We start from the raw sequence: 21,238 nt of genomic DNA, 5'->3' as shown, positions 1-21,238 counted from the left end.
GTTAGTCGGCAAGGCCAATGACTCCGGCGTCGTTGTCCGGGTTGAGCTCAAATGCGCGAATTTCGACCTGTAACTCCTTAGTGGCTTCCCGAAGGGCTCGCTCTGGATCCAAGCCTGCACTTCTGGCGCTGGCGACAATGGCCAGCAGCAATTTACCTAGGTCATCCTCAGATTCCATCGGGATTGCCGGGTGCTCAGATTTTTCTAGAATTCCGATCTTCTCAGCCTTGTTCATGACCTTATTGGCTAATGCCAGGGCGGGCATTGCCTGCGGAATGCCGTCCAATATCGAGGTGCGATCCGGCTTTTCTTTTTTCTTATGCCCCTCCCAGTGCTGCATGACATCATCACCGGTCTCCGCTTTGAACCTAGCGATCTCTTGATCTGACCCGAAGACATGGGGATGGCGCGAACGCATCTTTTTTTCCATATATTCAGCGACATCCTCCAAATCAAAAGGTTCGCCCAGAGTTCCTTCGGAAGCTAGATCGCTATGGAAAATCACTTGGTATAAAACATCACCGAGCTCCTCGAGCACCTCCGCACGCGAACCCGACTCAATCGCGTCGATCAGCTCGTAGGTTTCTTCTAAGAGGTATTGCACCAAAGAGCGGTGGTCTTGTTCGGCATCCCAGGGGCAACCCCCCGGGGCTCGCAACTGGTGAGCAGTCTGAATTAAAGATTTAAGCTTTTCCATTTTTATCCCCAAACACGATTTGAAACACTTGCCATATCCAGTCAATCACTTCGATATCTCGAAGCGGTTCACCTTCGGGTGATGTCGGTGAAGTTATGCTCAGCAACTTTGCGCTTTGCAAGTACTTTGCACCCTTGAGTCGATGGGTCAAGGCCACTAATTCGCTATCGCTCAATTCCACCGGAGCAAACTTTGCCTGCAAGCCCAAGAGGTTCACATCTTTCAGACCAAGTCTTGATGCTTGCTGTCGAAGATGAGTTACTGCCAAAAGATTCTTCACCGGCTCAGGAGCCTTGCCGTAGCGATCTTCCAATTCGGCAAGAATCAAATCGAGGCGGTTTTTATCCGACCCTGCCCCTGACTCACTTGAGAGTTTGTGATACGCCTCGAGCCTTAGTCGCTCGCTATCCACGTAGGTGGCTGGAATATGGGCATCAATCGGCAGCTCTAGCTTTAGTTCGGCTGGTGATGCGATTACCTCGCCCTTGAATTCGCTTACCGCTTCGCCAATCATGCGCAAGTAAAGGTCAAAACCGACTCCTGCAATGTGCCCGGACTGCTCGCCACCCAAAAGGTTTCCAGCGCCTCGAATCTCTAGATCCTTCATCGCAACCTGCATGCCGCTTCCGAGCTCCGTGTTAGTGGCGATGGTGGAGAGCCGATCGAATGCGGTTTCCCCAAGCGGTTTTGTTGGGTCATAAAAAAAGTAAGCGTAGCCGCGTTCCTTCGAGCGGCCCACTCGACCGCGAATTTGGTGCAGCTGGCTGAGCCCATAGTTCTCGGCACGATCGACAATCAAAGTGTTGGCGTTTGGAATATCAATTCCAGTCTCAATGATCGTGGTCGAAACCAAAACATCGAATTTGCGCTCCCAGAAGTCATCTACCACCTGCTCCAGCAGATGCTCTGGCATCTGACCGTGGGCCACCGCGATTCTGGCCTCGGGAATCAGCTCTCGTAACTCAGCCGCCACCCTATCGATGCTTGCAACTCGATTGTGAACAAAAAACACCTGACCCTCTCGAATCAACTCTCGCCTAATTGCTGCTGCTACCTGCTTCTGGCTGTAGCCCCCGATATAAGTCAGGATTGGGTGTCGTTCCTCAGGAGCAGTGGCGAGGGTGGACATCTCTCGGATGCCGGTGACCGCCATCTCCAGGGTGCGCGGAATCGGAGTTGCGCTCATGGCCAGAACATCTACGTTGTGCTTTAGGTCCTTGAGTTTTTCTTTGTGTTCCACTCCAAAGCGTTGCTCTTCATCGATAATCACGAGGCCTAGGTCCTTGAATTTCACCTGCCCAGATAGCAATCGGTGGGTTCCGATAACCATGTCGACCCCGCCATTTTCCAATCCGCGTAGGGTCTCTTTAGTTTCGGCGGCGCTTTGGAATCTTGAAAGCGGCTTTATCGTGACGGGGAATCCGGCGTAGCGCGCAGAAAAAGTATCGAAGTGCTGCTTGACCAAAAGGGTCGTGGGAACCAGCATCACGACCTGCTTGCCATCTTGAATAGCCTTGAAAGCCGCTCTTACCGCCACCTCGGTCTTACCGTATCCAACATCGCCGGCCAATAGCCGGTCCATTGGAATCTCCTTTTCCATATCCCGCTTGACCTCGTCTATGGTGGTGAGCTGATCCGGAGTCTCTTGAAAAAAGAACGCTTCTTCTAGCTCTTTTTGCCAGGGGGTATCGGGGCTAAATGCGAATCCCCTACTCTTCATGCGCGCCGAGTAAAGCTTCACTAGGTCAATTGCAATCTTGCGGACCGCTTTGCGGGCATTGCCCTTCACCCGGGCCCAGTCGGTGCCGCCCATTTTATTAAGCACGGGGGCCTCACCACCGACATACCGAGTGAGCATGTCCAGCTGGTCGGTGGGCACGAAAAGAGTGTCGGTGGGGTATCCACGTTTTGGAGGAGCGTATTCAATCACCAAATATTCCCTCAGGTGCTGGCGCTGTGAACCACCAGATGAGCGCTGCACCAACTTGGTAAATCTTCCAATGCCATGAATCTCGTGCACCACATAATCGCCCTGTTTTAGAGCAAGCGGATCGACTTGTGGGCCACGTCTTCTGGCCAGTTTTCGCTCGGTTGGCGAAGCGTAAGTTGGAGCGACTCCGAAAAACTCGCTGTCGGTCATCACCAGCTGCTTGCTTTGACTAGCCACAAACCCGGCAACCAGGTTGCCGACTGTGACTGTGACGTGCTGATCCGTAAGCTCGCCCACGACCTCGGTCAATACCGCCGGAACCTTGGCTTCGGTCAGAATTTCAACAATCCGCTCCGCTGTCCCATGACCATTTGCAACCAGCAGCGTCTGATAACCCTGATCCTTTAAATCCAAAAGCCAATCGACCCCCGGGTTCTCTTGGCTGAAGCGCGGCACGTCTCTAAGCCCCAAATCAACCGCTCCCTCATTTTGTAAGGACCCGATTTGGATTAGGGCGTGGCTCCTGGATAAATCTTTCAGAACGATATCAAGGTCGTAAAACCCCCCGGCACTCAAATCAATCGGAGCCTCTGACCCGGATATTGCGGCGTCCCATGCCGCATGAAGAAACTCCTCATTGGTATCACTCAGGGATTTTGCCCTCGCAGAAACCTTTTCGAGCTCCAAAACCACAATCTTGGTTTCTTTGGGAAAATACTCTGAAATCGAGCCCATCTTTGAAGATAAGACGGGAGCAAGGGACTCCATCCCCTCAGCGGGAATGCCGTTCGCAATCTTTTCCAATAGCGTTGATATCGCAGGAAACTCGTGCACCATCTGTCGGGCAATTGAGGCCACTTCGGGGGTTATCAGAAGCTCCCTTGCTGCATAAAGCTCAATCGAATCAATTTGAGATGCGATGGAGCGCTGGTCAGAAACCGAGAACTCCCGGATGTCCTCGAGCTCATCACCAAAAAACTCGAGTCTCAGGGCGTGCTGATTAGTAGTTGGAAAACAATCCAGAATTCCGCCTCGGATGGCAAATTGGCCGCGGCGCTCCACCATGTCAACTCGCTCATAGGCGAGCTCAATCAGCTTTAGAGCAAGTTCGGGTAATAAATAATCTTTGCCGCGTTCTAAGACAAAGGGTGGGTGATCTTCAAGGCCACCAACTACCGGTTGCAAAGCGGCCCGAACCGACATCAAAATCATTACCGGATGTTTCGGGGTGGTGTCTCTGAGTTCAATCATTCGATGAAGCGCCCGAAGTCTTAGGCCCACAACTTCGGCCGAGGGGCTTAGCCTCTCGTGCGGAAGGGTCTCCCAGGCTGGAAACTCGATTAGCTCAACCGAGTCAACCAGCTCCTTTACCACCAGAGCCAAAGACTCCGCCTGCCTTGAGGTGGCAGTTATCACCACTAGGGGCTCTGTGACTTTTGATAAGAGTTGAGCAACCGCGAAACTGGAGGCTTTTTCTGGCGCAAAGAGTTTCGTTAACCCTCGCTTTTTGATTTTTAGGTTCAAAAGCGGGTGCGACTGGCCCAATGCCTTTAGAACGGGGCGGAGGGTCACCTATGGAGTTTAGGCGCTTATTAACTCGATTACCCTGTCGGCGGCAATCTCGCACAAAACATCCAATTCTTTGCGCTCCACAGAGTTGAAGTTTTCCAGCACAAAGCTCGCAACCTCTTGAGATCCCGGGGGCCTACCGACCCCGAATCGGATTCTATGAAACTCGTTTCCCAATTTGGCGATTATGTCTCTCAGGCCATTATGGCCAGCGTGCCCGCCCGAAAACTTCAAACGAATGTCACCAAATGGAATATCAATTTCATCATGAACCACGATAATTCGATCCATCGGGATTGAGTAGAACTTAGCTAGCAGGCTTATTGGGCTGCCAGAGAGATTCATAAAGCTGGTCGGTTTGGCAAGAATCACCTTCGGCTTGCCAGGGGCAATTCTTGCCTCGGCGCAAAGCGCTTGCTGTCTAGATGATTTGAAATTTGTACCGAGTCGCTTTGCCAATACATCGAGCACAATTTGGCCAATATTATGCCGGTTGGATTGATAGTTGGGCCCGGGATTACCGAGCCCAACTACTAACCAAGAATCGTTATTCAGCTGCTGGGGTGGCTGCGTCAGTAACCTCTGCAACAACTTCTGTATCACTAGCGGCACCGCCCTTAGTCTCTACGACCGAAGCCAATAGTTCGCTGGCGGCAAGCTCGAGAACCGCACCCTTTGGAACAACCAGCTCGCCAACCAAGTAGTGGTGGCCGGCCGGGTTGTCCTTGGAGATGTGCAGTTCAACAAACGCGGGGATATGAGTGGCCTCGGCCTCGAGCTTGACGCTCTTGTGCTCAAGGTCAACGATTGTGCCGCTCATAGCTTCGCCGATTACGTGCACTGGAACTTCAACATTAACCTTTTCGCCCTTGGTGACCATAACTAGATCCACGTGTTCAATGATCTGGGTCACCGGGTCCTTGGACGCACTCTTCACCAAGACCAGTTCAGTCTTACCTTCTATGCTCAATTCCAGAAGGGCGTTCTTCTTTCGAAGCGCTAGGGCGACCTGGTGGGCGGGAAGTGATATGTGGCGAGTGGCGTTACCGTGTCCGTAAATTACGGCTGGGGTGTGACCAGCGGCGCGGAGTTTACGAGCCGCGCCCTTGCCGAATTTCTCACGAACTTCGGCGGTGATTTGAATTTCAGACATCTTTTCCTCTAGGTCTTGGCGCAGCGAGGAAAAAGCACCCCGTCGATTACGAATACTAAAAGCATCCCTCGCCGCTGTTCGAGCCAAAGCTTAGCCGATTCAAGTTTGATTTAGAAGCGCTGGTTAATCCTAAACATCCACCGGATATCTAGAACCGTCCGAGAAGTTGCCGTAAAGCTGCCCCGGGCCCTCAGTAACCGACTCAACCAAGAGGTCGCCGCCAACAAAGCAGCCACGCCAGCTTGCTCCTAGACCACCGAAGACCTCCGCCTTGTCTCCTCTAGACCTTGGCTTATTCACTCCAAACTTAAAAGCTTGAGACTCGTCTTTTACTCGATCCGCAAACCCCAAATCATCACTTGCCACTGAACTCACCAAATTTCCATTTGATACGTTCATTGCGGCGATGAATTCGGCCTCTGTGTCTGCCAAAACAACCGAGTCCAGCGGTCCAAAAGGTTCTGAATGGTGAATTGACCATGATTTTGGTGGCTCCAACACGGTCTTAGGAGCAACGTAAGCGGAGATATCTTGGCCTTCTAGAAAGCTTCCCGAACTTAGGCTGCCAGCGTATAAAGGAACCCCACCGCGAGAGACAGCTTCACTAAAAGCTTCGCCCAACTCACTCGCTTTTTTGGCACTGATCACCGGCCCAAAGTGCAGCTCTGGGTAATCGTCTTCGGGGTTCTCCACCGCCAAAGGGTGGCCGAACTTGAGGCCCTTGACAACCCCCAAATACATTTCTAAAAATTCGGGAAATAGCTCGCGCTGAACCACGTATCGCGGGTATGCGGTGCAGCGCTGCTTGGCATACTCAAAACCCTTACTCAGGTGAGCCGAGAGCTCATCCCAATTCGAATAATCCCAAATCCCCCAGGAATTCAGCCCCTCTTGCTCGAGGATGTGACGCTTGGCTAGCGACCGCAGCGAACTTGCGGCGGATCGACCGTTATTTCTTCCTCCCACAAAAGCCATTGCTCCAAGCTCCGGGGAACTCACCAGAGCCGGCGCTAGTTCGGCGCCCGAGCCGGACACCAGGGTCACCGGGAGGCCGGCTCTGGCCATCAGTGCGTGCGAGAGTGTCAGGGCGTGAAAACCACCCTGAGTCGGAGTCTTTGCGATAACCGCATTACCGGCCAAGAGCTGGACCAGTTCGGCATGCACCAGAACGCTGAGAGGGTAGTTCCAGCTTGCGATATTTGAAACAGGGCCCGTTAGCGGGGTTCGGCCGGCCATCTGGCGGTCAATTTCTTCTAGGTACCATTGCACGCCTTCGATGCAGCGATCCACGTCTGCGCAAGCCAGTTTCCAAGGCTTGCCAATCTCCCAAATCAATAACTGGGCCAACAAATTGCGGTGCTCTCTGAGAAGTTCAACCGCTTTGGCCACTCGAGATTTTCTTTCATCCAGCGCGACTTTGGCCCAGTCTTTATCCATCTGAGCGGCTTTTTTCACGGCGGTGACCGTTTGGTCAAGACTGAGCATCGAAGGTCCGACAATCTCCGATTGATCCACTGGAGTGACATGGGAAACAACGGATCCCAATACCTGCCATTCACCGCCGATAAGGTTCCTAATCGAGCTTTCATCGAACGCCTCCGGGGCAACAGCCCGCGCCTTTGCGTAAATGGTAGAAAAATCTGTACCGAGTTTTAAGGTTCTTTCCATAGACGTGATAACTAAAGTGACCCGGATTTCTTCCCGATAAGTGAGTTCAATTGGAGAATCAGCGGGATGCTTTTTTTAATTTCGCCGTATGGAGCCGAGTTTCCTGAGCAAGAGAGCCAGCAGCATAAGTGTCGCGCCCACTACAAGCGCTTGAAAGGGCACGGCCACGCCAATCCCCAAACATAGCAACAGCCCAATCAAATTCCAGACCTTGGGCCTATCGGTTTCAGACCTAGGTTGCCTAAATGCAGCAAAATTTGCAATCGAATAATAGGTCAACACACAAAAAGAAGAGACCCCAATGCTAAAAACCACTCCCGAGCTGAGAACCAACACCGCAGCGAACAGGGCCACCATAAGTTCCGCCACCCATGGAGCCCCATTCTTCAAACGAGTCTGCAAGATCTTTGGAAGCTCGGCATCCTCGGCCATGATTGCGGCGGTGCGACTAATTCCAGCCAGCAGGGCCAATAAAGAACCCAGACAGGCCACAGCGGCAAACACGAATACCCAATCTGACCAGGGTTCGGGCAGGGAGATGGCCGCCAAATCGCGAAGCGGCGTTAGGCTCCCCACGCCATCGCCCCCGAGTTTATTCAACGCCAAAAAACCAAGTGACAAATAAATCAAAAGCACGATGCCCAGTGAGATATTGATGGCAAGAGGCACATTCTTAGAACTCTTACTAACCTCTGAGCCCAGTGTTGCGACCCGAGCGTAGCCGGCAAAAGCAAAAAATATCAAAGCGCTGGCTGTCAGCGCTCCTCCAAGGGTGCCCGGAGCCACCGGAGCCCTGGAGTCTGGTGCAAAAAAGGAAGAGATAATCAAGAGGCCCAAAAACACCAGGGTGATACTTGCAAGCACCGTGCTGCCAAATGCTGTTCGATTCACTCCGAGGCTGTTGACAATTGCCATCAGGGCAAGGGCTAAAACCGAAGTGAGAATCGGATAATCGGGGGTCAGATAATTTGCAAAAATCAGCGAAATAGCAGCGGCCGAGCCAATTTTTCCAATCATAAAAGCTGCCCCAGCTAGAAAACCCCAGGCCGGTCCAATGTAATGCCGCGCATAAGAATATGCCCCGCCCGAGCGCGTCACCTTGGCAGCGAGTTGGGAGATGCTTTTTGCATTGAGGTAAGCCACACCGGCTGCTATCACAATCGCCAGCGGCAACAAGGTTCCTGCAGCATCAAGAGCTGGGCCAAAAACTACAAAAACACCGGCACCGAGCATCGCAGCCAGCCCGATAAAGACGGCATCCTTCAGGCTGAGGAGTTTTTTCACTCAGTCAGGTTATGCGTGCCCGGGAAACAACGAGTTAACAGAATCATCGTAAAACACCGCGGCGATGGCCTTGGCGATCAGCGGTGCAATGGATAAAACAGTCAGAGTTGCAAATTCTTTATCCGGGGTAATCGGCAAGGTGTTAGTAACTACCACCGAGTCAATTACCGGATCACTTAGTCTTTCGATGGCTGGAGGAGATAAGACACCGTGCGTGGCTGCCACAATCACCCTTGCAGCACCATTGGCCTTGAGGGCCTTAGCTGCCGCCAGAATTGTTCCACCAGTGTCGATCATGTCATCCACCAATAAGCAATCTCGACCAGAGACATCTCCCACAATCTCGTTGACTTCAACCTGGTTTGGGCGATCTGGATCACGGCGCTTGTGAACAATGGCGAGCGAAGTGCCGAGACGATCGGCCCAAATATCTGCCACTCGAACTCGACCCGAATCTGGAGAAACCACCATTAGGTTTTCGGTTCCAAAGGTTGCGGCAATGTGGTCTGCCAATAACGGCAATGCCCACAGGTGGTCCACCGGACCGTCGAAGAAACCCTGAATCTGTGGCGAGTGTAGGTCTACCGACATCAGCCTGGTGGCGCCAGCGGCACGGTATAAATCCGCTACGAGCCGCGCAGATATTGGCTCGCGACCCTTGTGCTTTTTGTCTTGACGCGCGTAAGGGAAAAATGGTGCGACAACGGTGATGCGCTTGGCGCTTGCTCGCTTCATGGCATCAATCATGAGAAGGTGCTCCATGAGCCAGTGGTTGATCGGGTTGGGGTGAGCTTGAATGATAAAGGCGTCAACTCCGCGGACGCTTCTTTCATACCTAACAAAGGTTTCCCCGTTAGCAAAGTCGTATGCGGTAACCGGCACCAGCTCGGTGTCCAGAATATCGGCTACCTCTTGGGCAAGTGCTTGATGAGCCCTACCCGATGCGATGACCAGTTGCTTGCTAGCAGTCTTTTCGATTGCCATCGCTACTCCGTATCTTTTGATGCGGCTAGAGCCGCCTTTGAGCCGGGGCGCTGATCAAGCACCCAGCCGGCAATGTTTTTTTGAGGTGTCGGGTTCAATGCTAACGCTCCAGACTCTACGCTTCGGCGGATTGTCGAACCTGCTGCTGTGTAAGCGCCGTCACCGATAGAAACAGGTGCCACAAAGACGTTCCCACTTCCCGTGCGGACCTGATTTCCAATTTTGGTACGGTGCTTATTCACGCCATCGTAGTTAGCAAAAATTGTTCCAGCGCCAATATTTGATCCCTCGCCTATCTCGGCGTCACCGACATAAGAAAGGTGTGGAATCTTTGTTCCAGCGCCAATCTGAGCGTTTTTAGTTTCAACAAAAGCGCCAATTTTTCCATCTGCCCCGAGCTCGGTGCCGGCTCGAAGATAGGAGAAGGGTCCGACAGTAGCGCCGGCAGCGATGATTGACCCCTCAACCTGGGACCTCGAGATCAGGACCCCCTCACCGATCTTGCTGTCAGTCAAGGTGGTGTCCGGGCCAATTTGGCTACCCTGGCCAATACTGGTTTTGCCGTGCAGCCTAGTTCCGGGAAAAAGCGTGACATCTTTGCCCAACTGGACCGTAACGTCGATCCAGGTGCTAGCAGGCTCTTTAATGCTCACGCCCGCCAACTGCCAGCCCCTAATGATGCGTGAGTTGAGTTCAGCGGCAACCTCTTGGAGTTGGGCTCGATCATTGACACCGGCAACCAACCACTTATCCTGAATTGGATGCGCTGAGACTCTTTCGCCGGCAGTCAGCATCAAACCGGCGACATCGGTTAGGTACTTTTCGTTCTGCGAATTATTGACCGTCAAAGACTCCAGGTGTTTTCGAAGAACTATCGCATCAAAAATATAGACACCGGCATTTATCTCGTTAATCTCCAGCTGCTCTTCAGAGGCGTCTTTTTGCTCAATGATTCCCACAAAGTTTTCCCGGCTGCGCATTATGCGGCCGTAGCCCTGCGGGTTTTCTAGAACGGTGGACAATAAAGTTCCGGTATTTCCAAACTCGCGGTGAATCTCGATTAGTTCTGAAATCGAATTCACATCCAACAGGGGCACGTCCCCCGATAAAACTAAAACATCCCCATCAAAATCGCTGGGCAGTTCGGCGATCGCGAGCTGCGCGGCCCGGCCGGTTCCTGGGATATCATCCTGAGTGGCAATCAGGGTTCTTGGGTAAAAGCTCGAAACGTAAGTTTCGATCTGCTGTTTTTGATGTCTGAGAACTATCACCACAGCATCCGAATCAAAAGAATGGGCCGTGGCGAGCACGTGTCCAATTAGTGGAAGACCGGCAATCTCATGAAGCACCTTGGGGGTGTTCGACTTCATGCGAGTGCCCTCGCCTGCGGCGAGCACAACAACGGCTAGTTTGCGCAAAAGGCACCCTCCTAAAGATCAACCAGCTCCGCCCCTAGGATTCGAACCTAGACCGGACGCCTCCAAAGAGCGCCGTGCTGCCGTTACACTAGGGCGGAACGAGGTTTAACCTCGGCGCTAAGTCTGCCAGAAACTTTGGCTAGCCTGCCAATTTCTCCAAACTATCCAGCCAAATAGTTTCATTTTTTTCAATTTGACCCGCTATTTGCTGCCTTTTCCCCGATAACTCAGCTAACTGTTGGTAATTTGCAGGATCCAGCTCTGCCAACTGCTGATCCAATAGCTCTATTTCGGTATGCCCCTTGGCAATTGCCCGTTGCGCTTTAGAGGATTCTTTTTCCAAATTGCGTCTTTCGGCACCCGAGAGACTCGATGTTTTAGCTGCTGCTGGCCTTGATGAGGTCGGGGTAGAAACCTCAGCGCGTTGCGCCTTGCGAAGTTCTAGGAACTGTTCGACACCGCGGGTGAGGTGTCGGATTTGGCCGTCTCCGAGCATGGCATATTGGTTATCGGTCACGCGTTCTAAAAGATAACGATCGTGACTAACCACAATCAAAGTGCCAGGCCAGCTATCGAGCAGGTCCTCCATAGCAGCCAGCATGTCAGTGTCAAGATCATTGGTTGGCTCATCCAGAATCAGAACATTGGGTTCTGCGAATAACAATCTCAAAAGCTGGAAGCGCCGCCGCTGACCACCTGATAAGTCCCCAATGGGAGACTGTAGTTGCGGGGAATCGAAACCGAGCTGCTCAACCAACTGGGTCGGTCCAAGTTCTTTTTTCCCAACCAAGAAGGTCGTCTTCTCGCGCTTGATTAGGTCAAAAATCCGGTCCTTGGCGAACTCGTCAAGCTCATGAATATCCTGACTCAAGGTCGCAAACTTCACAGTTTTACCAACTTTGACCCGGCCTTTTTGAGGTTGCAGATTGCCGGTTACGATCCTTAGAAGCGTGGTCTTGCCGGCTCCATTAGCTCCGACTAGGCCGACTCGATCGGAAGGCCCCAGCCGCCAGGTGACATTATCTAGAATCTTGAGCCCATCCTCAGTTTCGTAACTGACATCCTCAAGATCCACCACGTCTTTACCGAGTCTCTGGGTGGCGAGCTTGGAAAGGGCAACCGTGTCCCTGACGGGAGGCTCGTTAGCTATCAGCTCGAGGGCAGCATCAATTCTGAACTTTGGCTTTGCAGTTCTGGCAGGCGCTCCACGACCGAGCCAGGCTAGTTCTTTGCGCATGAGGTTCTGACGCCGAGTCTCAATTGCTTGGCCTTGACGATTGCGCTCAGCCCGCTGCTGAACATAGGCGGCGTAACCGCCCTCGAAGCCCTCGATCTTGCCGCCGTAGACCTCCCAGGTGAGATTGCAAACCGCATCCAGGAACCAGCGGTCGTGAGTCACAACCAATAAACCGCCGCTTGATTTATTCCAGCGCGAGTTCAAGTGCTGAGCCAGCCACGCCACACCCTCGACATCTAGGTGATTGGTCGGTTCATCCAGCATGATGACATCGAAGTCTTGAGCCAAAAGTGCCGCCAGTGCGGTTCTTCTTCTTTGACCTCCTGAAAGCACGCCAACTTTTTGATTCCAATCCAAATCACCCAGCAGGCCGTTCAGCACGTCTCTGATCTTGGGATCCGAGGCCCACTGGTGCTCGGGCATGTCCCCCACCACAGCGTGAGCGATGGTGTAGTCATCGGGGATCTGATCCGTTTGAGTTAGATAACCAATTGTTAGACCGCCACGCCAAGTTACACGCCCAGCATCCGGCTCCAACTCTTTTGAAAGAATTCTTAAAAGAGTCGATTTACCGTCTCCGTTTCGACCAACAATGCCAATTCGATCACCCTCGTTGATACCAACAGTGATCGATGAGAAAACAGACTTGGTTGGAAACTCGAGGTCTATTTGCTCGGCTCCTAGAAGATGTGCCATTAGATGAGCCTCGCGCCTAGATTTGATGTTGAAGTTAAAATAGCCTTGTGGCCTGCATCAGCTGCTCTTTGAAGGGCTCGCTGAGCGCTTGGAAGATTTCTGGTAGCAAACCATATCGTCGGCCCAGAACCAGACATGTGGCCGGCACCGATTCTTAGGTCAAGATTGAGTGAATCCTGCAGACCGGGGACCATTGCCAAAGCGGCCATCGTCATAGTGTTCTCTCCAAGAGCCGGGTTTTGAATCCCGGCAGTCAAATCTTTTGCGAGGGAGCGAGCTCGGGATTCATCTAGCAATTTGATACCCAATTGGAGTTCATCGAATTTGGCAAACACAGCACCGGTTTCCAATCCCGCAGGACTAAGTACCAAAACCAGGTGAAGTTGCAAGATTGGTTCAAGCTGCTCGAGCCTAATACCAGAGCCGCTTCCCAAAGCTGTGCCGCCCATCAGGGAAAAGGGTACGTCCGCACCCAGAGTTGCAGCCACCTCTAAAAGCGCGGCTCGGTCAAGGTTCAAACCCCAGGCTTGATTGATAGCCAACAGCGATGCAGCCGCATCGGCAGAACCGCCTGCCATGCCACCGGCCACAGGAATCTGCTTATTAATCTCAAAATGCATCGGCTCTGGGGTTGCTTTGCCAGCGTAGCTAGCCAAAGCGTAAGCCGCCTGGATGCAGATATTCGATTCATCTTTTGGGACCCTCGCGACGTGTTCTTCGGGTAAATCCGAAACAACCGAGATGCCCCAGCTGTCACTCGCCGAGACGGTTACGGTCTCGTGTATCTCCAAGGCCTGGTAAAGCGACACCACATCGTGATAGCCGCTAGGTTGAAGCCCACCGACTTCAAAAAAGAGGTTAATTTTGCCTGGAGCCGTAGCCGAGGTCATTTCGCCTGCGCAATCCTGATAAAGCTCTCAATACCCAGCTGCTCGCCTCGAGCGGAGGGATCCACTCCAGCCCTTAAGAGTATCTCCTGGGCCTCAGCCACAGAGCCCGCCCAATTTCCAAGAGCTTGTCGCAGGGTTTTTCTTCTCTGCAAAAAAGCTTGGTCAATCGCGCTGAATACCTCAGCCCGAATTGACTGATCGCGATTGGCGTTAGTCTCAAAGTACACAAGAGCTGAATCAACCCCCGGGATTGGCCAAAACACACTTCTCGAAATGTTGCCAGCCAGCCTTGCCGGCCCGTACCATGCCATCTTCAAAGATGGCGAGCCGTATTCCTTTGAACCGGGACTTGCAGCAAGGCGATGAGCCACTTCGGCCTGCACCATAACTAAGCCTTTTTCCAGACTGGGAAAGCGCTGCATAAAAGTTAAAAGCACTGGAACCGATATGTTGTAGGGCAGATTCGCGACCAAGGCGGTTGGCTCACCGGGAAGCTCCGTGACCTTCATTGCATCTGCCAAAACCACCAAGAGCTGGCCGTTTGGAGAGTGTTTTTTTATTGTGACTGGCAAAAGCTCTGCCAGTCGCGGATCTATTTCGACAACAATGACCTTTGGCACCTTCGCGAGAATTCCAAGTGTTAAAGAACCTAGGCCCGGTCCGATTTCAACCACCAAGTCTTTAGAATTCAAGTGTGCGGCGCTTACGATTCGGTGGATGGTATTCGGATCGATAACAAAGTTTTGACCGAGCTTTTTTGTGGGCTTTAGCTCAAGCCCCAGGGCGAGCTCTCGGATTTCCGCTGCACCTAGCACTAGAGACCCTCACTCCAAAGCCCATAGACGCTTTTGGTGTTGTTATTCAAAACTTCAGCCATTTCCACCTCTGGAATGTCCAGCAGCTTTGCCATGAACCGAAGGGTGTGCGGGATTAGATAAGGCGCGTTTGGCCTTCCACGAAGCGGCTCAGGCGTTAGGAAAGGTGCGTCAGTTTCAACCAGCAGTCTGGATCGAGACACTGAGGTTAGCGAGTCCCTCAGGTGCTGATTTTTTTTGAAGGTCAGATTGCCAGCGAAAGACAGATACCAACCGTTTTCCTCACAGATTTCAGCAAGTTCCAAGTCCCCCGAATAACAGTGAAATACAGTTCGATCCGGAGCCCCAACTTTTTTTAGCGTCTCGACCACATTTGCATGCGCCTCGCGATCGTGAATCTGAAGGGCAATGTTGTTCTCTTTTGCAATCTTTATGTGTTGCTCAAAAGAGTACTGCTGCATTTCAAGAGCCTCTTGGCCTTGAGTTCTAAAAAAATCCAGTCCGGTCTCACCGATTGCCCGCACCCTTGGCTGAGTAGCCAGTTCTGCGATTCCCGAGATGGCCTCATCGAGTTCGGCCTTGGATTTATAACGCGGCGCCTCGTTTGGGTGAATTGCGACTGCAGCTAAAAGCATCGGCTCGTTTTTTGCAACCCCGGCCGACCAAATTGAACTTTCTAAGGTAACTCCAACCTGCACGGCTCCGAGCATTCCGACTTGCCGCATGAGCTCTAAATGCTCAGGAACACTGATTGGAGTATCGCCATCGGCAATCTCCAGGTGGGTGTGATTATCGTAAGTGCCAAGCTCTAAGGCTTCAGGCAACTCCGGGTAATTTTGGGGCTGGTTTACCGCGCCCGGGTAATTAGTTCTGGTTCTTAGAAACTCACTCATTGCTCTTCCACGCGAGGAAACAGTGCCTCTAGCTCTCCTAGCTTCACCCCTGGCGCTAGCTGGCCCCAGCTGGCAGCGTTGGTGACGGATTGGCTATCGAGTTCTCCAATCGATTCGCCAATAGCCCCCCAGAGTTTTTTACAGGCCTTGGGTGTAATTGGATTCAACAGGGTTGCCAGTACCCTAAGCCCTTCAAGGGCTGTGTACAAAACAGTCGCTAAGCGCTCATTATTTGACTCCTGCTTAGCCAACACCCAGGGTTCTTGCTGGGTGATGTAGCTATTTAACTCATCAACCAAAAGCCACGACTTGGCAATCGCATCGTGAATTGCTACTTTGTCGATTGCTGCCTCAGCTCCAGTTACTGCTTCAATAGCTACCCGCTGGACTCTGAGATCTGCCTCTAAGTATTCGCCCGGAGCCTGAACCACGCCATCGAAATAGCGATTCACCATCGCGATGGTTCGAGAGGCCAAGTTGCCAAAACCATTCGCGAGCTCTGAGTTGTACCTTGCCGAAAGGTCTTCCCAGCTAAAGGAGCCATCGGAGCCAAATCCGATGGCCTTCATAAAGTAATACCGAAATGCATCGGAGCCAAAAATGTCAGTGATTTGAGTTGGGGCAATGCCGGTGAGTTTTGACTTCGACATTTTTTCGCCACCAACCAAAAGCCAGCCGTGGCCGAACACTTGTTTTGGCGGGAGTAGCTCGGCTGCCATCAACATCGCGGGCCAGATGACGGCGTGAAAGCGCAGAATGTCTTTGCCGACTACCTGAACATCCGCTGGCCAAAGCGAGTTCAACTTTTCATCGTCAACTCCGTAACCGATGGCTGTGATGTAGTTCAAAAGCGCATCGAACCAGACATAGGTGATGTGATTTTGATCCCAGGGGATGTCAATCCCCCAGTCAAAGCGCTCTTTGGAGCGTGAAATCGACAAGTCACTCAGGCCTGATCGCACGAAAGATATGACTTCGTTTCTGGCAGATTCGGGTTGAATAAATGTCGGATTCTGTTCGTAATGATCCAGCAGCCTTTGCTGAAAGTCGCTGAGTTTGAAAAAGTAATTAGTTTCGTTAAGTTGCTCCACAGGCTTCGAGTGGATGGCGCAGACCTTTACTCCGGCAAACTCCAAAGTCCCCAGCACCAGATCGCCATCGTTTTTATACTCTTCGCAACCAACACAGTAATTACCCTCAAAAGAGCCCTGGTAGATAAAGCCGCCATCGTAAAGCTGTTGCAAGAACTTTTGAACTGCAACTTTGTGGCGGGGCTCGGTGGTGCGGATAAAATCCTGATTATCAATGTCGATGGTTTCTAAAAGCGGCAGCCAGGATTCGGTAACTAATTTATCCGTCCACTCTTTGGGACTGACGTGGTTTCCCAGGGCACTGCGCAAAACCTTCTCACCGTGCTCATCGGTTCCGGTCAGCAAAAAGGTGTTCTCCCCGCGCTGGCGATGCCAGCGGGTCAAAACATCGCTCGCCACCTCGGTGTAAGCATGCCCGATGTGCGGGGCATCGTTCACGTAGAAGATTGGCGTGGTTACATAAAAAGACTTGGACACCTAGATATCTTAGGCTTTTAGCAAAAGTGCTTGTTCATAAATGACACTTCGTGACGCACCGGTCTGCATTGCCACTTGAATACTCGCCTGTTTAAGACCCATTCCCTGGGCTACTAAATTCAACGCCTGCTGACCGAGAAGTTTTTCGTCATAGACCAGATCCTCTGCCCCTTCAAGCACCAGAACCATCTCCCCCTTGGGTATTGACTTCGCCCACTCGATCAAATCTGAGAGCGTGCCGCGTTCGGTGTGTTCGAACTTTTTGGTGAGCTCTCTAGAGACCGAAGCTCTTCGGTCTCCCAGCACCTTATGGGCGTCTTGCAGCGCGTCGAGAATGCGGTGCGGGGCCTCAAAAAACACCATGGTGCGCTTTTCCTGAGCCAACGCTAGGAACACCCTTTGTCGCTCCCCTGATTTTCTCGGCAAAAAACCTTCGAAGCAGAAACGGTCGGTCGGAAGGCCAGAGACTGCGAGCGCCGTCACGACCGCGGAGGGTCCGGGCAACGAGATAACTTCGACCCCCGCTTGGGCACAGGCTCGAACTAACAAAAACCCCGGGTCTGAGATCGTTGGCATCCCAGCGTCACTGACCAAAAGAAGATCATTCTCGGTTGCCAGCTCCACCAGTTGAGCGATCCGCTCGGACTCATTGTGTTCGTGAAGGCTGAATAGCTGGGCCTTCAGTTTGATTGAGAGGCCATTTGCTAGCTTTTTTAGGGTTCTGGTGTCCTCGGCGGCTATGAACTCAAAACTCTCAAGCGCTAGGCGCAGTCGCATTGAAGCATCCTGCAAATTACCGATGGGAGTTGCTGCGAGAACTAACACGCTATGAAAGCTAGCATCTAAGAGTGCTAGAGAGAATTCGACTGGGGGTTAGCTCAGCCGCGCTATCTAAAAATTTCGGCTGGCTATCCAGTCTTTTCCTGACGCTGCTCGGAGCAATTCTTCGCTTTGGCAATCTAGCCAATCCCAAACAGCTGGTATTTGACGAAACTTATTACGTAAAAGACGCCTACACCCTCAACTTATTTGGCAGCGAAAGGAATTGGGAATTAGATCCGAATCCGGCCTTCGAGTCGGGAAACCTGACCGGCTATCTGGATACCGCGGCCTATGTCGTTCACCCCCCAATTGGCAAGTGGATAATTTTCTTAGGAATGCAACTTTTCGGGGCTGATTCGAGTTTTGGCTGGAGGTTCTCCACTGCATTACTTGGAACTTTAGCCATTCCACTGATTATCTTGATTGCTTACAAACTCATTGGCTCAAAGATTTTTGCCGCTTTGGCGGGTCTATTTCTAGCTATCGACGGCCAGGCAATTGTCATGTCTCGCACCGCAATCCTGGATGGCATCCTGGCCTTTTTTGTGCTGCTGGCTTTTTATCTGCTGGTTTTGGATGATTCTCACTTTAGAAAGCGGCTAAGCCAAAAAGTAACTCGGTTGAGTTTTCGGCCACTGTTATTACTAATGGGCATAGTGCTCGGGCTTGCGGCTGGTACAAAATGGTCTGGGCTTTATTTTGTGGCTGCCTTCGGTCTTTACACCTTTTTGGTTGATTTTTATCAAAGACAAAAGCTTCATCAGCGGCCGGCCTGGGCTATTGCGCAAGGGTTTATTAATGCGCTGACTCTCTTTGTTGCCACAGTCGGGACCTATGTTCTGGGTTGGCTGGGCTGGATTTTGGGTTCGAATGGTTGGGGAAGAAACGCCAAAGCCAATTGGTGGGAATCGCTTTGGGCTTACCATCAAAACGCATTCACTTTTCACACTGGACTCTCGACCCCTCACCCCTACCAAGCCAATGCCCTTGAGTGGCTGATACTTGCAAGGCCCACGGCTTTTTATTTCGAGAAACCGGAGGATTGCGGTCGGCTTGATTTTTGCACGGCGGCGATTACCGCTTTGCCGCACCCGCTTATCTGGTTCGCTGGTGTCGCAGCAGTAATTTGGTTGCTCTTTAGATTTTTTAGAACCTTTGACAAGACCGCTGGAATAATCCTGCTTGGTTTTTTGGCGGGCTGGGCTCCCTGGTTGGCATACCTTGATCGCACCACATTCCAGTTTTACACCGTAGTCATGACTCCGTTCTTGATTTTGGCCCTGGTTTATGCGCTTTATCGCTATCGACGTAGGGGCTTTGTCTTAGGTAGAATCGGAGCTAGAGAACGGACGCTGGTTCTTTTTGTTTTTCTAAGCATTGTCTTAGCGGTTTATTTTTCGAGCCTTTGGATGGGCTTCGAAGTCCCATATTGGATCTGGCGGATTCAGATGTGGCTTCCCAACTGGATTTAGGTGTCTAAGTGAGTACTGGCGTTCGCGGATTATCCCAAGCTCCTGAAGCGATCAGGCTACTAATTTCTCAACTAGTGGCCCGATTCCCTTTTGGCATGTTTTCGCTCGCCTTCATAATATTCATTCAGGCCGAGACGGGCTCTTTTGCAATTGCGGGAATTGCTTTGGGCGCCGAGACTGTTGGCGCCAGCATCTCTGGTCCGATCATCAGCCGATACATGTCTCGCTTTGGGGTCAGAAGAGTTATCGGCACTGCCACTTTTGTTACCACATCAGCAATTATTGCGATGGTAATTGTCGAGCCCGAACCTATTAACTTGGTTCTTCTGGCCACGCTTGTGGGCTTGAGCTCACCGCCGATCGTGTCTGCGGTGAGGACTATTTACCCACATGTGACGCCCAAGCAGCTGCTGAGGCAAATCTATGCGCTTGATGCCACCGCTCAAGAGGTCATCTGGATCTTCGGACCCCTGGTGGCGACGCTGGTGGCGGCGGCTTTTAATCATCATGTGATGATGCTGACGGTTGCCGGTATTCAAATTTTAGGCTCGATCTGGTTTTTGGCTAATAAATCCGTGGGCCAGGCAAAAATACCAAAATCACAGGCCGCAGTTGGAAGGGTGCTGAAGAACCCCAGTGTCACAGCTGTGACCTTTTTGGGGCTGCTATTGGTCGGGTCTTTTGCCGGGGTAGAGATCGGTTCGGTTGCCCTTTACGGCAAGGCTCTTGCGGGCCTCATGTTTGCCATTTTTTCGATTGGTTCAATTTTTGGAGGCTTTGTTTTGGCTCCCAGAATCAAGGGCAAATACGCTCTGACAATCTTTGTCAGCATCATGCTCGGCGGCTACCTGCTTTTGATGATAAACCCGGACAATCCTTATTGGGGCGCAACCGCATTATTTATTGCAGGAATCGGAGTAGCACCGAGTTTGGGAATTCTCTCACTTTGGATAGTCAATGGCACCGGTGGCACAGACACCGCAGAAGCCTATGGTTGGACCACCACGGGCCAACTTGTTGGTTTCAGTGCCGCCAGCGCGCTGGCGGGAATTGCGATTGACACGGTGGCCCCTCCGGCTGCAATTTTGGTGTCAATTGTCTTTGGCATTGCGACCCTATTAGCGGCCATCTATGCCGCCAGGAACCTCAACCTGGGCTAGGGCTTTTTACTGGTGGCCGCGAGCGACCAGGTGGTGGTGATGACCAAAGTAATAACAATGACCGCCAAAGAAAGCTCAGTGGAAATTTCGGGTATCAGGGTTATAGGTTCCCCGTTATTGATGAAAGACAGCTCATTTTTATGCATGGCGTGGAGGATGAGCTTTGCTCCAATCCATCCCAAAATAAAACTCAAGCCGATGCTCAGGTACTTGAGTCGCTCCATCAGACCACCGAGTAAAAAGTAAAGCTGTCTGAGGCCCAGAAGGGCGAATGCGTTCGCCACAAATACGATGTAGGGCTCATTGGTTAAGCCATAAACCGCCGGAATGCTATCCAGTGCAAACAAAAGATCCGTGAACCCAATTGAGATCATCACGAGCAAAAAGGGCGTGAAGAGTCGCTTGCCATTTTTGATAATGGAGAGCTTGTTCTGATGGTATTCATCAGTGGTGGGCAGCCGCCTTGTCAAAAGTTTTAGCAACCCGCCTGATTCATTGCGATCATCATCCCCCTTATGAAGCGCCTCGACCACAAGCTTGATTGCCGTGTAAATCAAAAAGGCACCAAAGATGTAAAAGGCCCAGCTGAAGGCCTCTATAAAGGCGGCTCCCAAAATAATGAAGATAAACCGCAAGACAAGCGCAATTGCAATACCGACCAACAGTGCCTGACTCCGAAGAACTCGAGGAACCGCAAACTGGGTGAAGATAATAAGAAATACAAATAAGTTATCCACTGAAAGCGAATATTCAGTGACAAAGCCCGCGATGTATTCGGCCGCGTATTGCGGCCCCCAAGCCCCGCCAATTACAAAAGTAAATAGCAATGCCAATGAGATGTATGCGGTCACCTGAATGCCGGATTCTCGCATGGTCGGCTCGTGGGGCCTTCTGGCCTGAAGAAAAAAATCGAGGCTTAGGACGATACCCAAAATTCCAATGGTTAGAATCCAAACCCACAGCTCTACATTCATGGCAACCG

General features: G+C 51.8%; 17 protein-coding genes and 1 tRNA gene. 2 read left to right on the top strand and 16 right to left on the bottom strand.

Features of this window, described 5'->3' with window-relative positions; genetic code table 11:
* Position 1: 1 nt before the first annotated feature.
* The 15 genes from BLP47_RS04065 to rsmI all read right to left on the bottom strand — a co-directional run bounded on the left by BLP47_RS04065 (position 2) and on the right by rsmI (position 17,627).
* Complete coding sequence (locus BLP47_RS04065; RefSeq protein ID WP_091850609.1) at positions 2–697, bottom strand: MazG family protein; 696 nt, start codon at positions 695–697, stop codon at positions 2–4.
* Positions 684–4,199: a transcription-repair coupling factor gene (gene mfd / locus BLP47_RS04060; protein WP_091850607.1), complete on the bottom strand. Its 3,516-nt coding sequence runs from the start codon at positions 4,197–4,199 to the stop codon at positions 684–686. The genes BLP47_RS04065 and mfd overlap by 14 nt, the downstream gene beginning before the upstream one ends.
* 9 nt (positions 4,200–4,208) lie before the next feature.
* Positions 4,209–4,799 carry an aminoacyl-tRNA hydrolase gene (gene pth / locus BLP47_RS04055; RefSeq protein ID WP_249883400.1) on the bottom strand — a complete coding sequence of 197 codons (591 nt, stop codon included), beginning with the start codon at positions 4,797–4,799 and terminating at the stop codon, positions 4,209–4,211.
* Positions 4,744–5,349 carry a 50S ribosomal protein L25/general stress protein Ctc gene (locus BLP47_RS04050; protein ID WP_091850605.1) on the bottom strand — a complete coding sequence of 202 codons (606 nt, stop codon included), beginning with the start codon at positions 5,347–5,349 and terminating at the stop codon, positions 4,744–4,746. The genes pth and BLP47_RS04050 overlap by 56 nt, the downstream gene beginning before the upstream one ends.
* Before the next feature lie 129 nt (positions 5,350–5,478).
* A complete protein-coding gene (locus BLP47_RS04045) occupies positions 5,479–7,017 on the bottom strand; it encodes an aldehyde dehydrogenase family protein (protein WP_091850603.1) in 1,539 nt (512 codons plus the stop codon).
* Positions 7,018–7,092: 75 nt separating this feature from the next.
* Complete coding sequence (locus BLP47_RS04040; protein WP_091850601.1) at positions 7,093–8,301, bottom strand: APC family permease; 1,209 nt, start codon at positions 8,299–8,301, stop codon at positions 7,093–7,095.
* 9 nt (positions 8,302–8,310) lie between these two features.
* On the bottom strand, positions 8,311–9,285 hold the full coding sequence (locus BLP47_RS04035) for a ribose-phosphate diphosphokinase (RefSeq protein WP_091850599.1): 975 nt from the start codon (positions 9,283–9,285) through the stop codon (positions 8,311–8,313).
* A gap of 2 nt (positions 9,286–9,287) precedes the next feature.
* Positions 9,288–10,703, bottom strand: a complete 1,416-nt coding sequence (gene glmU, locus BLP47_RS04030) for a bifunctional UDP-N-acetylglucosamine diphosphorylase/glucosamine-1-phosphate N-acetyltransferase GlmU (RefSeq protein WP_256381067.1) — start codon at positions 10,701–10,703, stop codon at positions 9,288–9,290.
* A 26-nt stretch (positions 10,704–10,729) separates the two neighbouring features.
* Positions 10,730–10,801, bottom strand: a tRNA-Gln gene (locus BLP47_RS04025).
* Between the two features lie 41 nt (positions 10,802–10,842).
* Positions 10,843–12,636, bottom strand: coding sequence for an ABC-F family ATP-binding cassette domain-containing protein (locus BLP47_RS04020; RefSeq protein WP_091850597.1), 1,794 nt, complete (start codon positions 12,634–12,636; stop codon positions 10,843–10,845).
* Complete coding sequence (locus tag BLP47_RS04015) at positions 12,636–13,526, bottom strand: 4-(cytidine 5'-diphospho)-2-C-methyl-D-erythritol kinase (protein WP_091850595.1); 891 nt, start codon at positions 13,524–13,526, stop codon at positions 12,636–12,638. Before BLP47_RS04015 ends, BLP47_RS04020 begins: the two co-directional genes overlap by 1 nt.
* Positions 13,523–14,341 carry a 16S rRNA (adenine(1518)-N(6)/adenine(1519)-N(6))-dimethyltransferase RsmA gene (gene rsmA / locus BLP47_RS04010; protein ID WP_091850594.1) on the bottom strand — a complete coding sequence of 273 codons (819 nt, stop codon included), beginning with the start codon at positions 14,339–14,341 and terminating at the stop codon, positions 13,523–13,525. Before rsmA ends, BLP47_RS04015 begins: the two co-directional genes overlap by 4 nt.
* Entirely contained in the window at positions 14,341–15,234 is an 894-nt protein-coding gene (locus BLP47_RS04005; protein ID WP_091850593.1) for a TatD family hydrolase, read from the bottom strand. Before BLP47_RS04005 ends, rsmA begins: the two co-directional genes overlap by 1 nt.
* Complete coding sequence (gene metG / locus BLP47_RS04000) at positions 15,231–16,802, bottom strand: methionine--tRNA ligase (RefSeq protein WP_091850591.1); 1,572 nt, start codon at positions 16,800–16,802, stop codon at positions 15,231–15,233. Before metG ends, BLP47_RS04005 begins: the two co-directional genes overlap by 4 nt.
* A gap of 9 nt (positions 16,803–16,811) precedes the next feature.
* Positions 16,812–17,627 (bottom strand): 16S rRNA (cytidine(1402)-2'-O)-methyltransferase, encoded by an 816-nt coding sequence (gene rsmI, locus BLP47_RS03995; RefSeq protein ID WP_091850589.1) that lies wholly within the window; start codon positions 17,625–17,627, stop codon positions 16,812–16,814.
* Positions 17,628–17,650: 23 nt separating this feature from the next.
* On the opposite strand from rsmI, the gene BLP47_RS03990 reads away from it, so the two are divergent.
* Positions 17,651–19,096 carry a dolichyl-phosphate-mannose--protein mannosyltransferase gene (locus BLP47_RS03990; RefSeq protein ID WP_091850587.1) on the top strand — a complete coding sequence of 482 codons (1,446 nt, stop codon included), beginning with the start codon at positions 17,651–17,653 and terminating at the stop codon, positions 19,094–19,096.
* Positions 19,097–19,104: 8 nt separating this feature from the next.
* The gene (locus tag BLP47_RS03985) at positions 19,105–20,256 is read left to right on the top strand and encodes an MFS transporter (RefSeq protein ID WP_157671475.1); all 1,152 of its coding nucleotides are present in this window, start codon (positions 19,105–19,107) and stop codon (positions 20,254–20,256) included.
* On the opposite strand, the gene BLP47_RS03980 is transcribed toward BLP47_RS03985, so the two are convergent.
* Positions 20,253–21,230 carry a TerC/Alx family metal homeostasis membrane protein gene (locus BLP47_RS03980; protein WP_091850583.1) on the bottom strand — a complete coding sequence of 326 codons (978 nt, stop codon included), beginning with the start codon at positions 21,228–21,230 and terminating at the stop codon, positions 20,253–20,255. The genes BLP47_RS03985 and BLP47_RS03980 overlap by 4 nt on opposite strands.
* Positions 21,231–21,238: the final 8 nt, after the last annotated feature.

This window comes from Candidatus Aquiluna sp. UB-MaderosW2red, assembly GCF_900100865.1.
In the GTDB taxonomy this organism is placed as follows: Bacteria; Actinomycetota; Actinomycetes; order Actinomycetales; family Microbacteriaceae; genus Aquiluna.
The sequence above is the reverse complement of the archived record's forward strand: the minus strand, read 5'-3'. Positions and strand labels throughout refer to the sequence as shown.

What these genes read in the sequence shown, in the direction of transcription:
- BLP47_RS03980 (WP_091850583.1), bottom strand. Translation starts at nt 21,230, where the DNA reads ATGAATGTAGAGCTGTGGGTTTGGATTCTAACCATTGGAATTTTGGGT.
- BLP47_RS04065 (WP_091850609.1), bottom strand. Translation starts at nt 697, where the DNA reads ATGGAAAAGCTTAAATCTTTAATTCAGACTGCTCACCAGTTGCGAGCC.
- BLP47_RS04020 (WP_091850597.1), bottom strand. Translation starts at nt 12,636, where the DNA reads ATGGCACATCTTCTAGGAGCCGAGCAAATAGACCTCGAGTTTCCAACC.
- BLP47_RS04035 (WP_091850599.1), bottom strand. Translation starts at nt 9,285, where the DNA reads ATGGCAATCGAAAAGACTGCTAGCAAGCAACTGGTCATCGCATCGGGT.
- BLP47_RS04045 (WP_091850603.1), bottom strand. Translation starts at nt 7,017, where the DNA reads ATGGAAAGAACCTTAAAACTCGGTACAGATTTTTCTACCATTTACGCA.
- BLP47_RS04005 (WP_091850593.1), bottom strand. Translation starts at nt 15,234, where the DNA reads ATGAGTGAGTTTCTAAGAACCAGAACTAATTACCCGGGCGCGGTAAAC.
- BLP47_RS04015 (WP_091850595.1), bottom strand. Translation starts at nt 13,526, where the DNA reads ATGACCTCGGCTACGGCTCCAGGCAAAATTAACCTCTTTTTTGAAGTC.
- BLP47_RS04050 (WP_091850605.1), bottom strand. Translation starts at nt 5,349, where the DNA reads ATGTCTGAAATTCAAATCACCGCCGAAGTTCGTGAGAAATTCGGCAAG.